The 17,629-nt window shown below is 59.9% G+C and carries 22 protein-coding genes; 12 read left to right on the forward strand and 10 right to left on the reverse strand.

From position 1 onward, the window contains the following. The first annotated feature begins 205 nt into the window (after positions 1–205). Positions 206–1,177, forward strand: coding sequence for a L,D-transpeptidase family protein (locus D8U82_RS27230; RefSeq protein ID WP_024013783.1), 972 nt, complete (start codon positions 206–208; stop codon positions 1,175–1,177). Between the two features lie 126 nt (positions 1,178–1,303). Here the strand turns inward: D8U82_RS27230 and oprI are convergent, their stop codons facing one another. Next, complete coding sequence (gene oprI, locus D8U82_RS27235; RefSeq protein ID WP_003183784.1) at positions 1,304–1,555, reverse strand: outer membrane lipoprotei OprI; 252 nt, start codon at positions 1,553–1,555, stop codon at positions 1,304–1,306. Between the two features lie 639 nt (positions 1,556–2,194). Here oprI and D8U82_RS27240 point away from each other — a divergent pair. Then, complete coding sequence (locus tag D8U82_RS27240) at positions 2,195–2,476, forward strand: GNAT family N-acetyltransferase (RefSeq protein WP_016770879.1); 282 nt, start codon at positions 2,195–2,197, stop codon at positions 2,474–2,476. A gap of 60 nt (positions 2,477–2,536) precedes the next feature. Here D8U82_RS27240 and D8U82_RS27245 read toward each other — a convergent pair whose 3' ends face one another. Next, positions 2,537–3,613 (reverse strand): 3-deoxy-7-phosphoheptulonate synthase, encoded by a 1,077-nt coding sequence (locus D8U82_RS27245; RefSeq protein WP_130903326.1) that lies wholly within the window; start codon positions 3,611–3,613, stop codon positions 2,537–2,539. Positions 3,614–3,742: 129 nt separating this feature from the next. Beyond that, positions 3,743–4,186 carry a PilZ domain-containing protein gene (locus D8U82_RS27250; RefSeq protein WP_024013780.1) on the reverse strand — a complete coding sequence of 148 codons (444 nt, stop codon included), beginning with the start codon at positions 4,184–4,186 and terminating at the stop codon, positions 3,743–3,745. Here D8U82_RS27250 and D8U82_RS27255 point away from each other — a divergent pair. The 5 genes from D8U82_RS27255 to cysB all read left to right on the forward strand — a co-directional run bounded on the left by D8U82_RS27255 (position 4,185) and on the right by cysB (position 8,141). Beyond that, positions 4,185–4,571 (forward strand): thioredoxin family protein, encoded by a 387-nt coding sequence (locus D8U82_RS27255; protein ID WP_130889148.1) that lies wholly within the window; start codon positions 4,185–4,187, stop codon positions 4,569–4,571. The genes D8U82_RS27250 and D8U82_RS27255 overlap by 2 nt on opposite strands. Then, positions 4,568–5,524, forward strand: a complete 957-nt coding sequence (locus D8U82_RS27260) for a putative 2-dehydropantoate 2-reductase (RefSeq protein WP_130903327.1) — start codon at positions 4,568–4,570, stop codon at positions 5,522–5,524. Before D8U82_RS27255 ends, D8U82_RS27260 begins: the two co-directional genes overlap by 4 nt. 22 nt (positions 5,525–5,546) lie before the next feature. Further along, positions 5,547–6,452 (forward strand): 5'-nucleotidase, encoded by a 906-nt coding sequence (locus tag D8U82_RS27265; RefSeq protein ID WP_024013777.1) that lies wholly within the window; start codon positions 5,547–5,549, stop codon positions 6,450–6,452. Positions 6,453–6,549: 97 nt separating this feature from the next. Then, the gene (locus D8U82_RS27270; RefSeq protein WP_016770874.1) at positions 6,550–7,053 is read left to right on the forward strand and encodes a universal stress protein; all 504 of its coding nucleotides are present in this window, start codon (positions 6,550–6,552) and stop codon (positions 7,051–7,053) included. Between the two features lie 113 nt (positions 7,054–7,166). Next, positions 7,167–8,141, forward strand: coding sequence for an HTH-type transcriptional regulator CysB (cysB, locus tag D8U82_RS27275; RefSeq protein ID WP_016770873.1), 975 nt, complete (start codon positions 7,167–7,169; stop codon positions 8,139–8,141). A gap of 9 nt (positions 8,142–8,150) precedes the next feature. Here the strand turns inward: cysB and D8U82_RS27280 are convergent, their stop codons facing one another. Then, positions 8,151–8,633: a GreA/GreB family elongation factor gene (locus tag D8U82_RS27280; RefSeq protein WP_024013776.1), complete on the reverse strand. Its 483-nt coding sequence runs from the start codon at positions 8,631–8,633 to the stop codon at positions 8,151–8,153. A 2-nt stretch (positions 8,634–8,635) separates the two neighbouring features. After that, positions 8,636–9,052, reverse strand: coding sequence for a hypothetical protein (locus D8U82_RS27285; RefSeq protein ID WP_071173125.1), 417 nt, complete (start codon positions 9,050–9,052; stop codon positions 8,636–8,638). A gap of 125 nt (positions 9,053–9,177) precedes the next feature. Here D8U82_RS27285 and earP point away from each other — a divergent pair, with 125 nt between their 5' ends. Then, positions 9,178–10,320, forward strand: coding sequence for an elongation factor P maturation arginine rhamnosyltransferase EarP (gene earP, locus D8U82_RS27290; protein ID WP_130903328.1), 1,143 nt, complete (start codon positions 9,178–9,180; stop codon positions 10,318–10,320). A gap of 48 nt (positions 10,321–10,368) precedes the next feature. Continuing rightward, a complete protein-coding gene (locus tag D8U82_RS27295; protein ID WP_003226785.1) occupies positions 10,369–10,938 on the forward strand; it encodes an elongation factor P in 570 nt (189 codons plus the stop codon). Between the two features lie 91 nt (positions 10,939–11,029). On the opposite strand, the gene D8U82_RS27300 is transcribed toward D8U82_RS27295, so the two are convergent. The 4 genes from D8U82_RS27300 to D8U82_RS27315 all read right to left on the reverse strand — a co-directional run bounded on the left by D8U82_RS27300 (position 11,030) and on the right by D8U82_RS27315 (position 14,314). Next, positions 11,030–12,040 (reverse strand): alpha/beta hydrolase, encoded by a 1,011-nt coding sequence (locus D8U82_RS27300; protein ID WP_130889152.1) that lies wholly within the window; start codon positions 12,038–12,040, stop codon positions 11,030–11,032. 37 nt (positions 12,041–12,077) lie between these two features. Continuing rightward, entirely contained in the window at positions 12,078–12,497 is a 420-nt protein-coding gene (locus D8U82_RS27305) for an organic hydroperoxide resistance protein (RefSeq protein WP_007940002.1), read from the reverse strand. A 328-nt stretch (positions 12,498–12,825) separates the two neighbouring features. Next, positions 12,826–13,281 (reverse strand): MarR family transcriptional regulator, encoded by a 456-nt coding sequence (locus D8U82_RS27310; protein WP_073472431.1) that lies wholly within the window; start codon positions 13,279–13,281, stop codon positions 12,826–12,828. A 76-nt stretch (positions 13,282–13,357) separates the two neighbouring features. Then, positions 13,358–14,314: a LysR family transcriptional regulator gene (locus tag D8U82_RS27315; RefSeq protein WP_122746655.1), complete on the reverse strand. Its 957-nt coding sequence runs from the start codon at positions 14,312–14,314 to the stop codon at positions 13,358–13,360. Positions 14,315–14,422: 108 nt separating this feature from the next. Between D8U82_RS27315 and D8U82_RS27320 the strand changes: the two genes are divergently transcribed. Continuing rightward, positions 14,423–15,172 carry a sulfite exporter TauE/SafE family protein gene (locus D8U82_RS27320; RefSeq protein ID WP_071173122.1) on the forward strand — a complete coding sequence of 250 codons (750 nt, stop codon included), beginning with the start codon at positions 14,423–14,425 and terminating at the stop codon, positions 15,170–15,172. Here the strand turns inward: D8U82_RS27320 and D8U82_RS27325 are convergent. Then, positions 15,162–16,016, reverse strand: coding sequence for a LysR substrate-binding domain-containing protein (locus D8U82_RS27325; protein ID WP_174823892.1), 855 nt, complete (start codon positions 16,014–16,016; stop codon positions 15,162–15,164). The two genes, D8U82_RS27320 and D8U82_RS27325, sit on opposite strands and share 11 nt — an antisense overlap. 97 nt (positions 16,017–16,113) lie before the next feature. Between D8U82_RS27325 and D8U82_RS27330 the strand changes: the two genes are divergently transcribed. After that, the gene (locus tag D8U82_RS27330; RefSeq protein WP_016770864.1) at positions 16,114–16,335 is read left to right on the forward strand and encodes a DUF1127 domain-containing protein; all 222 of its coding nucleotides are present in this window, start codon (positions 16,114–16,116) and stop codon (positions 16,333–16,335) included. Between the two features lie 64 nt (positions 16,336–16,399). Next, positions 16,400–17,626 (forward strand): winged helix-turn-helix domain-containing protein, encoded by a 1,227-nt coding sequence (locus D8U82_RS27335; RefSeq protein WP_130903329.1) that lies wholly within the window; start codon positions 16,400–16,402, stop codon positions 17,624–17,626. Positions 17,627–17,629: the final 3 nt, after the last annotated feature.

Below are 17,629 nucleotides of genomic sequence, written 5' to 3' on the forward strand. Positions count from 1 at the left end.
TTTTTAGCGGTAAACACACCCAAAAAGCTTGACCGTGAACAGAGTATCTACAGGGAATGCGTTGCAAATGTAGGAGCTGACGAGTGCAACGAGGCTGCGATCTTTCAGGGCGCGACACGGTCTATCGGCGTGTCTCCCGAATCCCCAGGCCGCGGTGTACAATCGCGCCCTTATACCCTTGATGATCATGCGAAGGATTTTCCGGATGTTGCCGCGCTTTCCTGCCGTCACCCGCTGCCTGTCACTTGCCGCCCTGTGTGTGGCCGGTCCCGTTGCTGCATTGGAGCTTCCCCTGCCACCACCCGGCGAAGACATCGTCGGTCAGGTACAGGTGATCAAAGCCAAGTACGAAGACACCTTCGCCGACCTTGGCACCACCTACGATCTGGGCTATTCGGAAATGGTTGCGGCCAACCCGGGCATCGATGCCTGGCTGCCGGGCGCTGGCACCGAGATTGTCCTGCCGACCCGTTTCATCCTGCCGCCGGGCCCGCGTGAAGGTATCGTCATCAACCTCGCCGAATACCGTCTCTATTACTACCCGAAAGGACGCGACGTGGTGTACACGTTCCCGCTGGGTATCGGCCGCGAAGGCTGGGGCTCGCCGATCGCGCACACCTCGATCATCGCCAAGACACCGAACCCGACGTGGACGCCTCCGGCCTCGATCAAGGCCGAACACGCCGCTGACGGTGATCCGCTGCCGAATGTGGTGCCGGCCGGTCCTGATAACCCGCTGGGGCCGTTCAAGTTCACCCTCGGCACGCCGGGCTACCTGATCCACGGTTCGAACAAGAAGTTCGGCATCGGCATGCGCACCAGCCACGGCTGCTTCCGCATGTTCAACAACAACGTGCTGGAAATGGCCGGCATGGTCCCGGTCGGCACCTCGGTGCGCATCATCAACGACCCGTACAAGTTCGGTCGCAGTGGCGGCAAGGTCTATCTGGAAGCGCACACGCCGCTCGACGACAAGGGTAATCCGTCGGTAGTCGACAAGCACACCGCGGTAATCAACGCGATGCTCAAGCGTGAAGACATCACCAGCAACCTGCGCATGAACTGGGATGTGGTGCGTGATGTGGTCGCCGCCGAAGACGGCCTGCCGGTAGAGATCGCCGTGCCGAATACCTCGGCGCCAATGGTGAGCAGTGCACCGATCGATCTGCAGCAATAAGAGCTGATTGAAAACCCGCCGATGCGTGCAGCGTCGGCGGGTTTTTTATTGCCCGGAGAAAAGCACCGGGCACAAAAAAGCCGACCCGGAAAACCGGATCGGCTCGATAACAATCCCGAGGGATTATTACTTGCGGCTAGCTTTTTCCAGCATGCGCAGAGCACGCTCGTTAGCTTCGTCAGCAGTCTGTTGTGCTTTTTGAGCAGCAGCCAGAGCTTCATCAGCTTTACGGTAAGCTTCGTCTGCACGAGCCTGGGAGCGAGCAGCTGCGTCTTCAGTAGCGGTCAGACGTGCTTCGGTTTCTTTCGATGCGCTGCTGCAACCGGTAGCCAGAACTGCGGCCAGAGCCAGAGCAGAGAATTTCAGAACGTTGTTCATCGTGTTCCCCTTCAAGGACTTTCAAATTAAGTGGCTGTCTCCTCACGATTGAGGAAATAGCCGGCGTACATACTACCCATTACTTGTAGTAAGTAAACTGACGTAGCGCAAGAAGCAAAAAAAATTGTAGGCGTTGATTCTTTTTCGAGCAACTTTTAACTGCGCTGTATAAAAAATATCCAGCTGCAAGCCCCGGCGTGAGCGACTCAAACGGAAAAAGTTCCCGCCCTCGTGCGCTGTTTTTGCGACTTCGGCTAAAGTCTTTCTAAATGAATTCGTCCACACTTTTGTTCAGGTTCTGCGAAGCGCTTCGCGTATCTTTGTTGATGTACAGGTGACTTTAAAAAAGGTCGCACGTCTTAAGTCTCAACATTCCGGCAATGTTCAGGCAAACGGCACGCAAAGATTGTCTTGCGGCCGAACCTGCGACCATCGATGCCAATGCACGCAAATCCTCCGATGACGAGCGTACCTTGAGCATTTTCGCCAATGGTGCCTACTATTCAGCAGGTGTCAGATTGCGCGAGATCGGTGTGGCTCTTCTCAGTGTCCATCAGGCACGGGGTGGCGTAGATGTTCCTTCGCCGGAAAAACATCGGTAAGGTAGGGGTCACAATTCAAGACCCGCGAGGAGTAGTGATGAGCGAGGCGTTGTCCATCCACCATGACCAGGCTGGTCATCAATTCGAGACCACTGTGGACGGTCATCGTGCTTACCTGACCTACATGGATCTGGGCAAGCAGACCCTGGATATCTACCGCACCTTCGTGCCCAACGCCCTGCGTGGCCGTGGCATTGCCGCAGCGCTGACTGAACGCGCGCTGCAATACGCCGAAGAAATGGGCTACACGGTGATCCCGTCTTGCTCCTACGTCGAGCGATATATGGAACGCCATCAGCGTCGCGCCGCGAAGATCTGAATCGCACACACAAAAACGCCGGACAATGTCCGGCGTTTTTTTATATCCGTAAAACCGTGCTTACGTGCGCTGACGCTTCGGCAATACGTCCTTGAGCTTGGCGTGCATGCTGCGCAAGGTGTTTTCGGTGGCGGACCAATCGATGCAGGCATCGGTGATCGACACGCCGTATTGCAGGTCGGCGAGGTCTTTCGGGATTGCCTGGCAGCCCCAATTCAGGTGGCTTTCGACCATCAGGCCGATGATCGACTGGTTGCCTTCGAGGATCTGGTTGGCGACGTTTTCCATCACCAGCGGTTGCAGGGCCGGGTCCTTGTTGGAGTTGGCGTGGCTGCAATCGACCATGATGTTCGGCTTGATCTTCGACTTGTTCAGCGCCTGCTCGCACAGGGCCACGCTGACCGAATCATAGTTCGGCTTGCCGTTACCGCCACGCAGCACCACGTGACCGTAGGCGTTGCCTTTGGTGGTGACGATCGAAACGCCACCTTCCTGGTTGATGCCGAGGAAACGGTGCGGGCTGGACACCGACTGCAAGGCGTTGATCGCCACGGTCAGGCCGCCGTCGGTGCCGTTCTTGAAGCCGACCGCCGAGGAGAGGCCGGAAGCCATTTCGCGGTGAGTCTGCGATTCGGTGGTACGCGCGCCGATGGCCGACCAGCTGATCAGATCCTGCAGATACTGCGGGGAGATCGGGTCGAGGGCTTCGGTCGCGGTCGGCAGGCCTTTCTCGGCCAGGTCGAGCAGCAACTGACGACCGATGTGCAGACCGTCCTGGATCTTGAACGAGTCGTCCAGATACGGATCGTTGATCAGACCTTTCCAGCCGACGGTGGTACGCGGCTTCTCGAAATACACACGCATGACCAGATACAGGGTGTCGGAGACTTCCTCGGCGAGCACCTTGAGGCGATCGGCGTATTCGTGAGCAGCCTTGATGTCGTGAATCGAGCACGGGCCGATCACGACGAACAGACGGTGGTCGGTGCCATCGAGTATGTTGCGAATGACTTCGCGGCCCTTGGTGACGGTGCGCAGGGCGGCGTCGCTCAGGGGGATATCACGCTTGAGCTGATCGGGAGTGATCAGGGTCTCGTTAGAGGCGACGTTTAGGTCGTTGATCGGTAAATCAGCCATCGTTTACTCGTCAGGTCACGGGTGCCGGCCGCCAGCGATCCCCGCGCGGCGGAGCACAGCAGATTTAGCGCGTCGGGGGAGCCGAACCTTAGCGCGTCAGAGGCGGCTCGACAATGGGCAAACCGTGCTTTAGTCCAGCGCTGGCTGCGCAAAAGCCTTGCGCAGGTTGTCGTGGGAGAACTCTTCGGCGTGCTCCTCGACCCATTGCAGGGCCAGCGCCTGACTATCCTGCAGATCGTCGTGGCTGTCCTGCATGCGTGAATAGCGTTCGATCTGACACACCTGCTCACCCATTCGCGCGCTGAACAGGGTCTGTTCGTCAGTGAAGGCAATGCCCACCAGATAGCCTTTTTTACGCCGCAGACACCAGGCCACATAGCCCGGATAACAGAAGTCGGCATTCAGCGTCGGCATGCGTACTTGCAGTGCAGTGCCGTGGCGCCAGGCGCGGTGGTAATTGCAAGCGATGCCGCCGAGGCTGATAGTGTGCAGCTGTTGTCTGGAAATGCATTCAGGCTTGAGTAACGTCAATTCAACCGGCACTTCGTCCGGATGAGGAATGAAACGTCCCATGAGCACAGACTCCCTGTGTCGGCCATCTGACATTGTTTCCCCCAGTATAGTGGTCGAATCCGAGCTGACCGACTTCGACGCCGACCAGCGGCTGCTGGCGATGCGCGGGGTTTCTCTGGTGATCTTCACCAGCGTCGGCTGTGCCAGTTGTCGTTATGCCCGCGAGGTGTTGCCGGGATTGCCGCTGGCGATCGATCGGCTGTGCTGGATCGACGCCGGCAACAACGGCGGCCTGGCCGAGCGTTATCAGGTGTTTCATTTGCCGGCGCTGTTTGTGGTGCGCGACGGCGAGTTCTTTGGCGCAGTGCACAGCCGCCTGACGGTTGCCGAGCTCAACCAGGCAGTGGCACAGGCGCTGGGTCGAATTGCAGAGGAGTTGCCATGAGCGAGACAGTCAGCAAACCGGTGATAGGCATTATTGGCACCGGTGCGATCGGTGGGTTTTACGGGGTGATGCTGGCGCGTGCCGGGTTTGACGTGCACTTTTTGTTACGCAGCGAATTTTCCGCAGTGGCTGAGCGCGGTTTGCAGATCAACAGTGCGGTGCACGGGCCGTTGACGCTGAATCCGGCCAATGCCTATTCCGCTGCCGAAGACATGCCGCCCTGTGACTGGCTGCTGGTCGGCACCAAGACCACCAGCAACGCCGGTCTGGCCCCGGCGATCATTCAGGCCGCCAAACCTGACGCAAAAGTGCTGTTGCTGCAGAACGGTCTGGATGTCGAAGACAGCCTGCGGCCACTGTTGCCGGATTCGCTGCATCTGCTCGGTGGTCTGTGCCTGATCTGCGTGCACCGCGAAGGGCCGGGGCAGATCACCCATCAGGCCCTTGGCGCGGTGAATGTCGGTTATCACAGCGGCTCGGCCATTGATGAAGTAGCGCGTATGGCGATCGTCGAGGAGGGCGCCGGGCTGTTCCGTGCCGCCGGCATCGACTCTCAAGCGATGGCCAACCTGCATCAGGCGCGCTGGCAGAAGCTGGTGTGGAATATCCCCTACAACGGCCTTTCGGTGTTGCTCGGCGCGGGAACCGGAGCGCTGATGGCCGATGCCGACAGCCGCCTGTCGATTCAGGCGTTGATGGCGGAAGTGGTACAGGGCGCCCGGGCCTGTGGATACGAGATCCCGCCCGGCTATGCCGAGTACCTGTTCACCATGACGGAAAAAATGCCCGATTACTGGCCGAGCATGTACCACGACTTTGCACACAAACGCCCGCTGGAGCTGGAGGCGATCTACGCCCGGCCACTGGCGGCGGCGAAAGCGGCGGGCTGCGAGTTGCCACGCATCGAGGCGTTGTATCGCCATTTGGGTTTTATCGACCGACGCAATACCTGAGTCGGTTGTTCTGGGGGAAGGCATGGCCAATAACATCGATGACAAACTGGTGCTGGCGATTTCCTCGCGCGCCTTGTTCGACCTGAGCGAAAGCCACAAGGTCTACCTGTCGAGCGGCGTCGAAGCCTATCGGCAATATCAGATCGAGCACGAAGACGAAATCCTCGCGCCGGGCGATGCGTTCCCGCTGGTGGAAAAACTCCTGAGCCTGAACAGCCGCCTCGGTCGCGCGCGGGTCGAGGTGATTCTGGTTTCCCGCAACAGCGCCGACACCGGGCTGCGCGTGTTCAATTCGATTCATCATTACGGCCTGGCGATTTCTCGTGCGGCGTTCGTCGGTGGGCGCAGTCCATATCCGTATCTGAAAGCGTTTGGCTGCGACCTGTTTCTCTCGACCCACGCCGAAGACGTGCGTGCCGCGCTGGACGCCGGGTTCGCCGCCGCGACGATTCTCTCCGGTGGCGCGAGCCGCGCGGCCAGCGATGAATTGCGTATCGCCTTCGACGGTGATGCGGTGATCTTCTCGGACGAGTCCGAGCGCGTCTATCAGTCCGGCGGCCTGGAAGCGTTTCAGGCCAAGGAACGCGAATCGGCACGCGAGCCATTGCGTGGTGGGCCGTTCAAAGGCTTTCTGGCAGCGCTCAATCTGTTGCAGCGCGAGTTCCCCGATGACGATTGCCCGATCCGCACGGCGCTGGTTACCGCGCGTTCGGCGCCGGCCCATGAGCGGGTGATCCGCACCTTGCGGGAATGGGATATTCGCCTCGATGAGTCGCTGTTTCTCGGTGGCCTGACCAAATCGGCGTTCCTCGAAGCCTTCGCCGCAGACGTGTTCTTCGATGACCAGACCGGTCATTGCGAACTGGCTCGCGAAGTGGTCGCCACCGGCCACGTGCCCCACGGCATCAGCAACGAACCGCCGATCTAGAGCCTTTTCATTCAGGACGTTGCGTCGCACGTCGTACTCGCCAAGGCACTGCTAAGCTGAATCAATCTCCGCCATCGTTGGCTCGCGAGGAGGTCCCATGATTCGCTCAATGCTGTATGCCACCGACCTCGGTCTGTACGCACCGTTCGTGATGCAGCATGCCCTGGCCTTGGCGCGCACCTTCAATGCCGATCTGTATGTAGTACACGCGGTGGAACCCATGGGCCTGTTTGCCGAGTCGGTGCTGCAAAGCTATCTCGACGAACAGGCATTGAACGAATTCCATAGTCAGGGTCTGAAAACAGTCATCGCCAATATCGAACAACGGGTGCTCGACAGCTTTCGTGAAGAACTGGGGGACGACGGCGAACAGGATCTGCAGCGCATTCGCGCGGTGCGCGTGCTGCAGGGCGACCCGTCGCAGGTGATTCTCGACCAGGTGCACAAGCTCTCGGTCGATCTGCTGATCGTCGGCAGTCACAGCCATGGCGTCGGCGCGGAAACGCCGTTGGGGCGCACGGCGGCGCGGGTCCTGCAGTTGGCTAAGGTGCCGGTCTATCTGGTGCCGCTGATGGAACGCCGGCGGCGTGAGGATCGTTGAAGCAGGAATAATGGCGTTTTGATAAAAAAGTTCTAGATTTATTCTTCGAACCATTAATATAGTTATATACCGTCGCTGATGCCCGTGGCGTCTACCTGCTTTGAGGGATTGATATGAAGCTTCAACAACTGCGCTACATCTGGGAAGTGGCGCACCACGACCTCAACGTTTCCGCTACCGCTCAAAGCCTGTACACCTCGCAACCGGGCATCAGTAAGCAGATCCGCCTGCTGGAAGACGAGCTGGGCGTCGAAGTCTTCGCCCGCAGCGGCAAGCACCTGACCCGCGTCACCCCGGCCGGCGAGCGCATCATCACCACCGCTGGCGAGATCCTGCGCAAAGTCGAAAGCATCAAGCAGATTGCCCAGGAATTCTCCAACGAGAAGAAGGGCACCCTGTCGATCGCCACCACCCACACCCAGGCGCGTTATGCGCTGCCGCCGGTGATCAGCAATTTCATCAAGCAATACCCGGACGTGGCCCTGCACATGCATCAGGGCTCGCCGATGCAGATCGCCGAAATGGCCGCTGACGGCACCGTCGATTTCGCCATTGCCACTGAAGCGCTGGAGCTGTTCGGTGATCTGGTGATGATGCCGTGCTACCGCTGGAACCGCTGCGTGGTCGTACCCCATGGCCACCCGCTGACCAAGCTGCCGAAGCTGACCCTCGAAGCGCTGGCCGAATATCCGATCGTCACTTACGTGTTCGGTTTCACCGGCCGTTCCAAGCTCGACGAAGCCTTCAGCCATCGTGGCCTGACGCCGAAAGTGGTGTTCACCGCTGCTGACGCCGACGTGATCAAAACCTACGTGCGCCTGGGCCTGGGCGTAGGCATCGTGGCTAAAATGGCGGTCGATACCAAACTCGATAACGACCTGGTGGTGCTGGATGCCAGCGAGCTGTTCGAGTCGAGCATCACCAAGATCGGTTTCCGTCGTGGCACTTTCCTGCGTGGCTTCATGTGCGACTTCATCGAGAAATTCGCCCCGCACCTGACCCGCGAAGTCATGGCCAAGGCCATTCAGTGCCACAACAAGCAAGAGCTCGAAGAGCTGTTCGACGGCGTCGAACTGCCCGTTCACTAAACACCCGCTTCAGAGCACCTCGGTGACAGCAAACTGTTGCCGGGTGCCCGCCACCAGAATCTCCACCTCATCGCCCGCGAACTTGCCCAGCAGGCTTTTGCCAAGCGGCGAGCGCGGGGTGATGACGGTGATCGGCTGACCGACCACGTCGACTTTCAGCCCCGCCGCATCCGGCGCCAGAAACAGCCATTGCTCGCGACCCTTTTCGTCCTCCAGACCGAGCAGGGCGCCGACTTCAATGCCGCGATTTTCATCGTAGGCACGCAACGTCAGGTTCTGACACAGCGCCAGTGACTGACGGATTTCCTCAACCCGCTTCGCCTGACCCGCCGCCAGATACGACGCCTCCAGCCCCAGCGTGTCGTACTTGTTTTCGGCGATGTTTTCTTCGTGGGTCGCGGTTTCGTAAGCGGTTTGCGCGGCGCGCTCGGCGATGTCGAGGTCGATGCGCAGCTTGTCGAGAATCAACTGGTGGACGCTGTGTTTGTTCATGATCAATCGCAGAATTGCAAAACGTTGGCGCGGCTCTTTTCGGTCGGCGCGGTCTGGTCCTGCTGCAGCCAGAACTGGCATTTCGGGTTCGACGCATTACGCGAATTGGCGCGCGCCTGATCCAGTCGGGCCTGCTGTTCATTCTTGCGCAGGTTTTCTTCGTACTGTTGGAACAGCGGACTTTGCGGTGGAATGTCCGGCTGAACCTGCACGGGCGCCACAGCCTGGGGATTGACGCGCTGCTGCACCGCTTGCGCGACAGGGGCCAGTTGCTCGGGAAAGATAAAGCGCGAAAGCAGCCAGCAGGTCAGCGCAATCGCCAGGAACCCCAGCCACAGGCCCAGCGCAATGCTGCCGGTCAGATGCAGCGCGCTAAGCTGAACAGGCAAGGGACGACGGGGATTGGGACGGTAGGGCATGGCGGCCTCCTGGCGGATGGTTGCGGGCAAGCGGCGATTGTCGCACGAAGATTAATCGCCGTCGGCTCTTCTGCGCGAGCGCATTTATGCGGACAATCGAGGTTTTTTGCCAACGGGAGAACGGCATGCCTGAAGCGAAACCCCGCTGGGACATTTTCTGCACCGTGGTCGATAACTTCGGTGACATCGGCGTAACCTGGCGCCTGGCCCGGCAGCTGGTGGCCGAGCATGCCTTGCCGGTGCGCCTGTGGGTGGATGATCTGCGCGCGTTCGAGCGCCTCTGTCCTGAGATCGATGTCGATGTTGTGCAGCAGTGGCAGCAGGATGTCGAGGTGCGTCAGTGGCCGAGCGAATGGCTGCACGCCGAGGCGTCCGACGTAGTCATTGCCGCCTTCGCCTGTCAATTGCCCACTGATTACATGGACAGCATGGCTGCGCGGGAAACGTCGCCGCTGTGGCTCAACCTCGATTATCTCAGCGCCGAAGACTGGGTCACCGGCTGCCACGGCTTGCCGTCGGTAAAATACAAAACGGTGCAGAAGTTCTTCTTCTTTCCGGGCTTCAAGCCGGGCACCGGTGGCCTGCTGCGCGAACGCGGACTGCTCGAACAGCGTCGGCAGTTTCAGCAGGATCGGCCGGCCCAGCGACATTTCCTGCAAGCCTTGGGTATCGATCCTGCTCCGGACGCGCAACTGATCTCGCTGTTTGCTTATGAAAATCCCGGGCTGGCCAGTTGGCTGGATGTGCTGGCGGCCGATGCGCGGCCGACTCACCTGCTGGTGCCGGAAGGGCGGATTCTCGGCGATGTGGCGCGCTGGCTGAATGTGGAAACCCTGACTGTCGGCGCGATTCATGTGCGCGAGTCCCTGACCGTGCAAGTGCTGCCGTTCGTCCGTCAGGACCAATATGACCATCTGCTGTGGTGCTGCGATTTCAACGCGGTGCGCGGTGAAGATTCATTCGTTCGTGCGCAATGGGCGGGGCGGCCGATGCTCTGGCACATCTACCAGCAAGACGATGACATCCATCTGGACAAGCTCGATGCTTTTCTCGCGCTCTACACTCACGGCCTTTCACCCGCTGCGGCGCAGGCGATGAACGGTCTGTGGCGAGCATGGAGCGCCGGGCAACCGATCGGCGAGCACTGGCTGGCGGTGCGAAATCATTGGCCGGAACTCGAGGAGAACGCCGAAGCATGGTGTCTGGAACAGGCCTTGCAGGCGGATCTTGCCACGGCGCTGGTACAGTTTTATGTAAATTGGATATGATACGCGGCCTAGATTTTTGTAAATCCCATCCAAATTCGGATATTCGCAATGAAAACTGGTAAAGAACTCAAACCCGGTACCGTGATCCGTATCGACAACGATCCTTGGCTGGTTCAGAAAGCTGAATTCACCAAGTCGGGCCGTAACAGCGCGATCATGAAGACCAAGCTGAAGAACCTGCTGACCGGTTACAAGACCGAAACCGTTTACGGTGCGGACGACAAACTGGACGACGTGATCCTGGATCGTAAAGAAGCCACCCTGTCGTTCATCAGCGGTGACACCTACACGTTCATGGACACCACTGACTACACCATGTACGAGCTGAACGCCGAAGATATCGAAAGCGTTCTGCCTTTCGTTGAAGAAGGCATGACCGACGTTTGCGAAGCCGTGTTCTTCGAAGAGCGTCTGGTTTCCGTAGAACTGCCGACCACCATCGTGCGTCAGGTTGACTACACCGAAGGCTCCGCTCGCGGTGACACTTCCGGCAAGGTGATGAAGCCTGCCAAACTGAAGAACGGTACCGAGCTGTCGGTTGCCGACTTCATCGAAATCGGCGACATGATCGAGATCGATACCCGCGAAGGCGGTTCCTACAAAGGCCGTGCGAAATAAGCACTGCTTTTTGCGGAAAGAAAAAACCCGACCATTGAGTCGGGTTTTTTTGTGCCTGTAAGAAACACTCGCTCCCACAATGGGACGGTGATTACTTCAAGTGTTGCTTCAGCGCTTCAGAAGCCTGCAACATCGCCGAACGCACCGCCGGTACCTGGCTGACCACGTTGAGCAAACCGTAGTCGTGGATCATGCCGTTGTAGCGCACCGATGTTACCGGAACCCCGGCTTCGTCGAGTTTGCGCGCATAGGCTTCGCCTTCATCACGCAACACGTCGGCGCTGGCAGTCTGCACCAGTGCAGGCGGCAGGCCTTTGAGCTGTGCGGTGGTGGCGCGCAGCGGTGAGGCGTAGATCTCGTTGCGCTGCTTGGCGTCGGTGGTGTAGTTGTCCCAGAACCACTTCATCATGTTGCGGGTGAGGAAGTGCCCTTCGGCGTACTGGTTGTACGAACCGGTGTCGAAGTTGGCATCGGTCACCGGCCACAGCAGCACCTGGAATTTGATCGCCGGAGTGCCCTTGTCCTTGGCCATCAGCGCAACCACTGCGGCCATGTTGCCGCCGACGCTGTTGCCGGCCACGGCCAGGCGCTTGCCGTCGACATTGATCTCTTTGCCATGTTCCGCCACCCACTTGGTCGCAGCGTAGGCCTGGTTGATCGCCACCGGGTAATGCGCTTCCGGCGAAGGGGTGTAATTGACGAACACCGCCGCCGCCCCCGAACCGACCACGAGATCGCGCACCAGACGTTCGTGAGTCGGGAAGTCCCCCAGCACCCAGCCGCCGCCGTGGAAGAACATGAACACCGGCAGCTCACCCTTGACCCCGGCCGGCCGGACGATGGTCAGGCTCAGCGGTTGGCCATCGACCTGGATGGTCTTCTCGCTGACATCGGCTTTGGGCAACGTCAACTTGACCCCGGACTGCGCGCCGACCAGCACGGCGCGGGCATCCTTGGGTGACAGCTGCTCGATCGGCTTGCCGCTGCCTGAATTCAGCGCATCGAGGAATGCCTGGGTGTTTTGTTCGACATCACCGGCGAAAGCGCTGTGTACCGACAGGGCGAGAAGGGTACCGGTCAAGACTTTGCTGAAGGTGTTCATGTTCATTTTTCCTTGTTCGGGCCGGGGGCTTGAGTGATTACACAGTCACGTGCAGACGCACATCGACGTTGCCACGGGTGGCGTTGGAGTACGGGCAGACCTGGTGAGCGGCGTCGACCAGCGACTGCGCATCGGCTTGTTCCAGGCCCGGCAGGCTGATGTGCAAATCAATGTCCAGACCGAAACCGCCAGGAATCTGACCGATGCCGACATGCGCGGTGATTGACGCGTCGTCAGGAATCTTGCGCTTGGTCTGGCTGGCGACGAATTTCAGTGCGCCGATGAAGCAGGCCGAGTAACCGGCAGCGAACAGTTGCTCAGGGTTGGTCGCCGCACCGCCAGCACCGCCGAGTTCTTTCGGGGTGGCCAGTTTGACGTCGAGTACGTTGTCGCTGGAGATCGCACGACCGTCACGGCCGCCAGTGGAAGTTGCGATTGCGGTGTAGAGAGTTTGCATGGTGTGAGCCTCATTGGTTGCGTTTTTGCGCGCTAATTGTTTGCGCGCTAAGTAGGTGTGAAGAGAATGTATAGCGCTAATGTTTAGCGCGCAAGATAAATTTTTAATAAAAATCGCATTTTGTTCAAGGGCATAGCGTGGAAGGGGCGGTTAAGGCTTGATTTAGAGCGCTTGACGAGGGAATGCAGGCGGGAAAAATATTTTTATTGGCGCTGAAATCACTGTGGGAGCGAGCCTGCTCGCGAAGGCGGTGGAACATTCAACGACTCGCTGTCTGATCGGACGCTTTCGCGAGCAGGCTCGCTCCCACAGGGGAATGTAGCGGGGCTTAATTCAGGCTGTCTTGCAGATGTCCGCGCAGCGCTTGCAGCTCGGCCTGCAACTTCTGCAGACGTTCAAGGGTGAAGCCACTGGCGCCAAGGATGCACTGCGGCACGGTCTGCGCCTTGTCACGCAAGGCGCGGCCTGCTGCGGTCAGTTCGACAATCACCACCCGCTCATCTTCGCGACTGCGGGTGCGGCTGAGCAGGCCTTCGGCTTCCAGGCGTTTGAGCAATGGCGTCAGCGATCCCGGATCGGTCAGCAGGCGTGCGCTGATTTCTCCGACAGTCAGACCGTCCTTCTCCCACAACACCATCATCGCCAGATACTGCGGATAGGTCAGGCCCAGCGCCTGCAACAGCGGCTTGTAGACCTTGGTCATCATCAGCGAGGTCGAGTGCAGGGCGAAGCACGCCTGATTGTCGAGCAGAAGGTCGTCGCAGTTGTCGCGTTCGCAAGTCATTGTCAAAGCCTTGATCGTTGATCGTTTTTTAATCTAGCGCTCGAATCTTTAAGGCGCCAGATAAATATGTCCGGCGTCAGTGCCGGGCGAATTGCCGTTGCAACGCCAGATCCCACGGCGGCACCGGGCTGAAGCGGGTTTTCAGGTATTCCAGCAACAACCGACTGCGCGAATGGACCTGCTGTTCCATGCGCAGCGCGTAAATACCGGTGGACTCCGGCGGCGGCAGGCCGTTTTCGCAGAACAGTGGCACCAGTTCGCCACGCAGCAAGTATTCGCTGGCCAGCCAGGTCGGCAAGTGTGCGACGCCCAGACCCGCCGCCGCGCCACACACCAGGGCCTCGGCATTGTTGGCACTCAGCCGCACCCGCGATGGCCGGTGCAATTGCATTTGCCCGTCCACTTCGAATTTCCAGGCAAACGGCGGCGCAAGGCCCTCCCAGTCGAGCCCGTCGTGTTCACTCAACTGCGCCGGGTGCTCGGGCACGCCGCGCTGCTTGAGATAGTCAGGGCTGGCGCAGGCGACGCGGACCATGCTCGCCAATGGCGTGGCGACCAGGCGCGAGTCAGCCAACTGGCCGGTACGCAGCACCAGATCGACCTTGCCCAGGCTGCTGCCGGCCATGTCGCTGAAGCTGTCGATCAGATGCATCTGCACATCCAGTCCCGGGTACAGCAGGAGAAAATCGGCAATCACCGGCGCCAGATGCCGCCGCCCGAAGGCTGCTGGCGCATCGATGCGGATCAGGCCTTCCGGTGCACTGCTTAACGACACCGCTTCGGCCCGCGCCAGTTGCAACTCGGCGATGATCCGTCGCGCCCGCTCGGCAAAGGCCAGGCCGGCCGAAGTCGGCAGCACGGCATGGGTGCTGCGCACGAACAGCTGACTGCCGACGGCACTTTCCAGGCTATCGATGCGCCGCGCCACGGCGGAAGGCGTCAGCGGATGGCGGCGCGAAGCGGCAGAAAAGCTGCCACTCTCCAGCACATCGAGAAACAGGCCGAGCTGATCGGTCAATTGGTTGGGATTCATGGAAACCACGCTTGTGCAAAATCGGCATAGCCATTGTGCGTTGCTATGCGTTTCCCCGCTAGGCGCGAGTGCGTAGCATTGGCCGCCTGTCGTTAGAGGATTACCGTTGTGATGGATTTTCTGTTGTACCTGCTGTTCGGCGCCGCCCTGGGCACATTGGGCGGGATCTTTGGCATTGGCGGTGGCTTGATTGCGATTCCGTTGCTTGGCGTATGGTTTGGGCTTGATCAGCAGATCGCCCAGGGCACGGCGCTGGTGATGGTGGTACCGAACGTGATGCTGGCGCTGTGGCGTTATCACCAGCGCAATCGCATCGAACTGCGCCATGCGCTGCCGTTGGCGGTGATGGGTTTCTGCTTTGCCTGGCTTGGCTCGATCTGGGCGGTGGGCATTGATGCGCAGACCATGCGCATCGGATTTGTTGCCTTTCTGGTGGCGCTGTCGGCCTACAACCTGTTGAAGATGTTCGGTCCGCGACCAGCGCCGACTGCCGAGATGCGCTATTCGTGGCCGTGGTTGGGCGTGCTCGGCGCCGCCTCGGGGACCATGGGCGGCTTGTTCGGCGTCGGCGGCGCGGTGGTGGCGACGCCGGTGCTGACCAGCCTGTTCGGCACCAGCCAAGTGGTTGCTCAGGGATTGTCGCTGGCGCTGGCCCTGCCGAGCACTGGCGTAACCCTGGTGACCTATGCGGTGCACCACGAAGTCGACTGGATGATCGGCCTGCCTCTGGCGGTCGGAGGTCTGCTCAGCATCAGTTGGGGCGTGAAAGTTGCCCACGCCATGCCGGAAAAACTCCTGCGTGGGCTGTTCTGCGGTTTTCTGGTGCTGTGTGCGGTGATGCTCGCGTTTAAAGTTTGAAGCCCTCGACGATGTGCTCGGCCAGGCACTCGGTGATCGGCGACGGGTTGTTCAGATTGCGGATCAGCATGATGCTCGCCTCGGGCAGCAGTGGCAGGTCTTCGGCGGCGCCAAGGATGCGCATGTCCGGGGTGATCAGACTCTCCAGTTGCGCGGTGATCGCCAGCCCTGCGCTGACCACAGCCATCAGCGCCGACAGGCTGCTGCTGTTGTAGGCGATGCGGTAATCGCGGCCCATCGCGTCCAGCGCATTGCACGCCCACAGGCGGCAGAAACAATCACTGTTGAACATCGCCAGGGGCAGCGGCGTCTGTTCGTGGGCGCTGAAGTTCTGCGCCTCGGCCCAGACAAAGCGCTCCTTGCGCAGCAACTGGCCGATCTCGTTGCCCGGCTCACGGGTGACGATCGACAAGTCCAGATCAGTGCGCTGCAACAGTTGTTTGGTCGATTCGCAATGCACTTCGATCTGGATCAGCGGATAGAACTGCGCGAACCGCGACAGGATCCCCGGCAGAAAACGCATCACATAATCATCCGGCGTACCGATGCGCACGGTACCGACCATGTGCGGCTCGCGCAGGGTGTTGAACACCTCACTGTGCAGTTTGAGGATGCGCCGCGCATAACCAAGCAGCACTTGGCCTTCAGCCGTAAGCCGCACCTGACGGCCATCGCGCTCGAACAGCTGGCGCTGCAACACGTCTTCTTCCAGACGTTTCATCTGCATGCTCACCGCCGACTGGGTGCGGTTGACCATCTCGCCGGCACGGGTGAAACCGCCCTGATCGGCAATCGCGACAAAGGTGCGCAGGACATCGGTATCGATACTGGGGTAGGCGGACAATTGATGAATCTCCGTGATGCATGCCATCAGAAACATTCGTTGGATTGATCTTAGCGCTGGCGCGAGACTTGAGCCATCCACAAAAGGAGGCAAGGCGATGAAAGGTCAAAGAGAGTATGCAAGCCAAGAACAGCTGTCCGGCCATGGCCATATCGTGTCCGATCTGCTGCACAAATTCAGCCGTTGGTATGAGCTGCATCGTGAACGGGAAATGCTCGCCGGTCTGAGCGATGAGGCGCTGAAGGACATCGGCATCAGCCGCGCCGATGTCGAACACGAAACCGTGCGGCCGTTCTGGGACGACCCGATGCATAAATGATGAGGCTATCGCTACACAAACCCCTTTCAGGTGAGGTAGGTTGCGAGCAGACATGGAGGAATAAATGCCCGCGACAGTGTCCTTTTCCCTCAAACAGGCGCGACGTCTGGCGCTGGCTGCCCAAGGGTTCAACGGGCGCCAGCCGCCGACCGTCAATGCCAGTCATCTCAACCGGCTGATCGAACGGCTGGGCCTGCTGCAAATCGATTCCGTCAATGCCGTGGTGCGCTCGCACTACCTGCCGCTGTTTTCCCGTCTCGGTTCCTACCCCTCTGACTTGCTCGACCAGGCTGCCTGGAGTTCGGGGCGTCGGCGCACGCTGTTCGAATACTGGGGCCATGAAGCGTCGCTGTTACCGCTGTCGATGTACCCGTTGCTGGGCTGGCGCATGCAACGCGCCAAGCGTGGCGAAGACATCTATCAGCAACTGGCAAAGTTTGGTCGCGAACAGCAGGAAACCATCCGCCGCGTGCTGACTGCGGTTGAGGAGCGGGGCGCGCTGGGGGCCGGCAGTCTGTCGACCCGCGAAGACAAGGCCGGGCCATGGTGGGACTGGAGTGCCGAGAAACATGCGCTGGAATGGTTGTTCGCCGCCGGTGAGGTCACAGTGGCGGGGCGACGCGGTTTCGAGCGCTTGTACGATTTGCCCGAGCGAGTGATTCCGGCAGCGATTCTGCAGCAGCCCACGCCGGACGAGGCCGAGGCGCAACGCGGTTTGCTGTTGCATGCGGCGCAAGCATTGGGCGTTGGTACGGAAAAAGACCTGCGTGATTACTTTCGCCTGAGCCCTGCGGATGCGCGGCCGCGTCTGGCTGAGTTGGTTGAGGCGGGGCAATTGCAGATGTGCGAAGTCGCCGACTGGCGGCAGATCGCCTATTGCCTGCCGGAGCCCAAAGTGCCGCGCAAGGTCATTGCCAGTGCGCTGCTGTCGCCGTTCGATTCGCTGATCTGGGAGCGCAGCCGCACCGAGCGCCTGTTCGATTTCCGCTATCGCCTGGAAATCTACACACCGCAGGCCAAGCGGGTTTACGGCTATTACGTGCTGCCGTTTTTGCACAACGAGCGGATCGCAGCGCGGGTTGATCTGCGCGCCGAACGGGCGGCAGGGCAGTTGGCGGTGCATGCGGTGCACGAGGAAGAACCGGGGCTGGACGAGGAGGGCATGCTGGCGCTGGCGCTGAATTTGCGGCGGATGGCGCAGTGGTTGGGGTTGGCGCGGGTGGAGTTGAATTGTCAGCGCGAGAGTGCGTGGCGGTTGCGGGTGGCATTGGCGCGGATTGAGGTTGCCTGAGCC

It is taken from the genome of Pseudomonas sp. Sample_23, from assembly GCF_004307595.1.
In the GTDB taxonomy this organism is placed as follows: Bacteria; Pseudomonadota; Gammaproteobacteria; order Pseudomonadales; family Pseudomonadaceae; genus Aquipseudomonas; species Aquipseudomonas atacamensis.

Bases quoted from the DNA above. Each gene is read 5' to 3' on its own strand.
- D8U82_RS27250 (WP_024013780.1), bottom strand. From the start codon at position 4,186: ATGGGACGTTTCATTCCTCATCCGGACGAAGTGCCGGTTGAATTGACG.
- D8U82_RS27330 (WP_016770864.1), top strand. From the start codon at position 16,114: ATGAAAGGTCAAAGAGAGTATGCAAGCCAAGAACAGCTGTCCGGCCAT.
- D8U82_RS27255 (WP_130889148.1), top strand. From the start codon at position 4,185: ATGAGCACAGACTCCCTGTGTCGGCCATCTGACATTGTTTCCCCCAGT.
- earP (WP_130903328.1), top strand. From the start codon at position 9,178: ATGCCTGAAGCGAAACCCCGCTGGGACATTTTCTGCACCGTGGTCGAT.
- D8U82_RS27260 (WP_130903327.1), top strand. From the start codon at position 4,568: ATGAGCGAGACAGTCAGCAAACCGGTGATAGGCATTATTGGCACCGGT.
- D8U82_RS27230 (WP_024013783.1), top strand. From the start codon at position 206: ATGTTGCCGCGCTTTCCTGCCGTCACCCGCTGCCTGTCACTTGCCGCC.
- D8U82_RS27315 (WP_122746655.1), bottom strand. From the start codon at position 14,314: ATGAATCCCAACCAATTGACCGATCAGCTCGGCCTGTTTCTCGATGTG.
- D8U82_RS27285 (WP_071173125.1), bottom strand. From the start codon at position 9,052: ATGCCCTACCGTCCCAATCCCCGTCGTCCCTTGCCTGTTCAGCTTAGC.
- cysB (WP_016770873.1), top strand. From the start codon at position 7,167: ATGAAGCTTCAACAACTGCGCTACATCTGGGAAGTGGCGCACCACGAC.
- D8U82_RS27310 (WP_073472431.1), bottom strand. From the start codon at position 13,281: ATGACTTGCGAACGCGACAACTGCGACGACCTTCTGCTCGACAATCAG.
- D8U82_RS27265 (WP_024013777.1), top strand. From the start codon at position 5,547: ATGGCCAATAACATCGATGACAAACTGGTGCTGGCGATTTCCTCGCGC.
- D8U82_RS27280 (WP_024013776.1), bottom strand. From the start codon at position 8,633: ATGAACAAACACAGCGTCCACCAGTTGATTCTCGACAAGCTGCGCATC.
- D8U82_RS27305 (WP_007940002.1), bottom strand. From the start codon at position 12,497: ATGCAAACTCTCTACACCGCAATCGCAACTTCCACTGGCGGCCGTGAC.
- D8U82_RS27335 (WP_130903329.1), top strand. From the start codon at position 16,400: ATGCCCGCGACAGTGTCCTTTTCCCTCAAACAGGCGCGACGTCTGGCG.
- oprI (WP_003183784.1), bottom strand. From the start codon at position 1,555: ATGAACAACGTTCTGAAATTCTCTGCTCTGGCTCTGGCCGCAGTTCTG.
- D8U82_RS27295 (WP_003226785.1), top strand. From the start codon at position 10,369: ATGAAAACTGGTAAAGAACTCAAACCCGGTACCGTGATCCGTATCGAC.
- D8U82_RS27270 (WP_016770874.1), top strand. From the start codon at position 6,550: ATGATTCGCTCAATGCTGTATGCCACCGACCTCGGTCTGTACGCACCG.
- D8U82_RS27245 (WP_130903326.1), bottom strand. From the start codon at position 3,613: ATGGCTGATTTACCGATCAACGACCTAAACGTCGCCTCTAACGAGACC.
- D8U82_RS27300 (WP_130889152.1), bottom strand. From the start codon at position 12,040: ATGAACACCTTCAGCAAAGTCTTGACCGGTACCCTTCTCGCCCTGTCG.
- D8U82_RS27240 (WP_016770879.1), top strand. From the start codon at position 2,195: ATGAGCGAGGCGTTGTCCATCCACCATGACCAGGCTGGTCATCAATTC.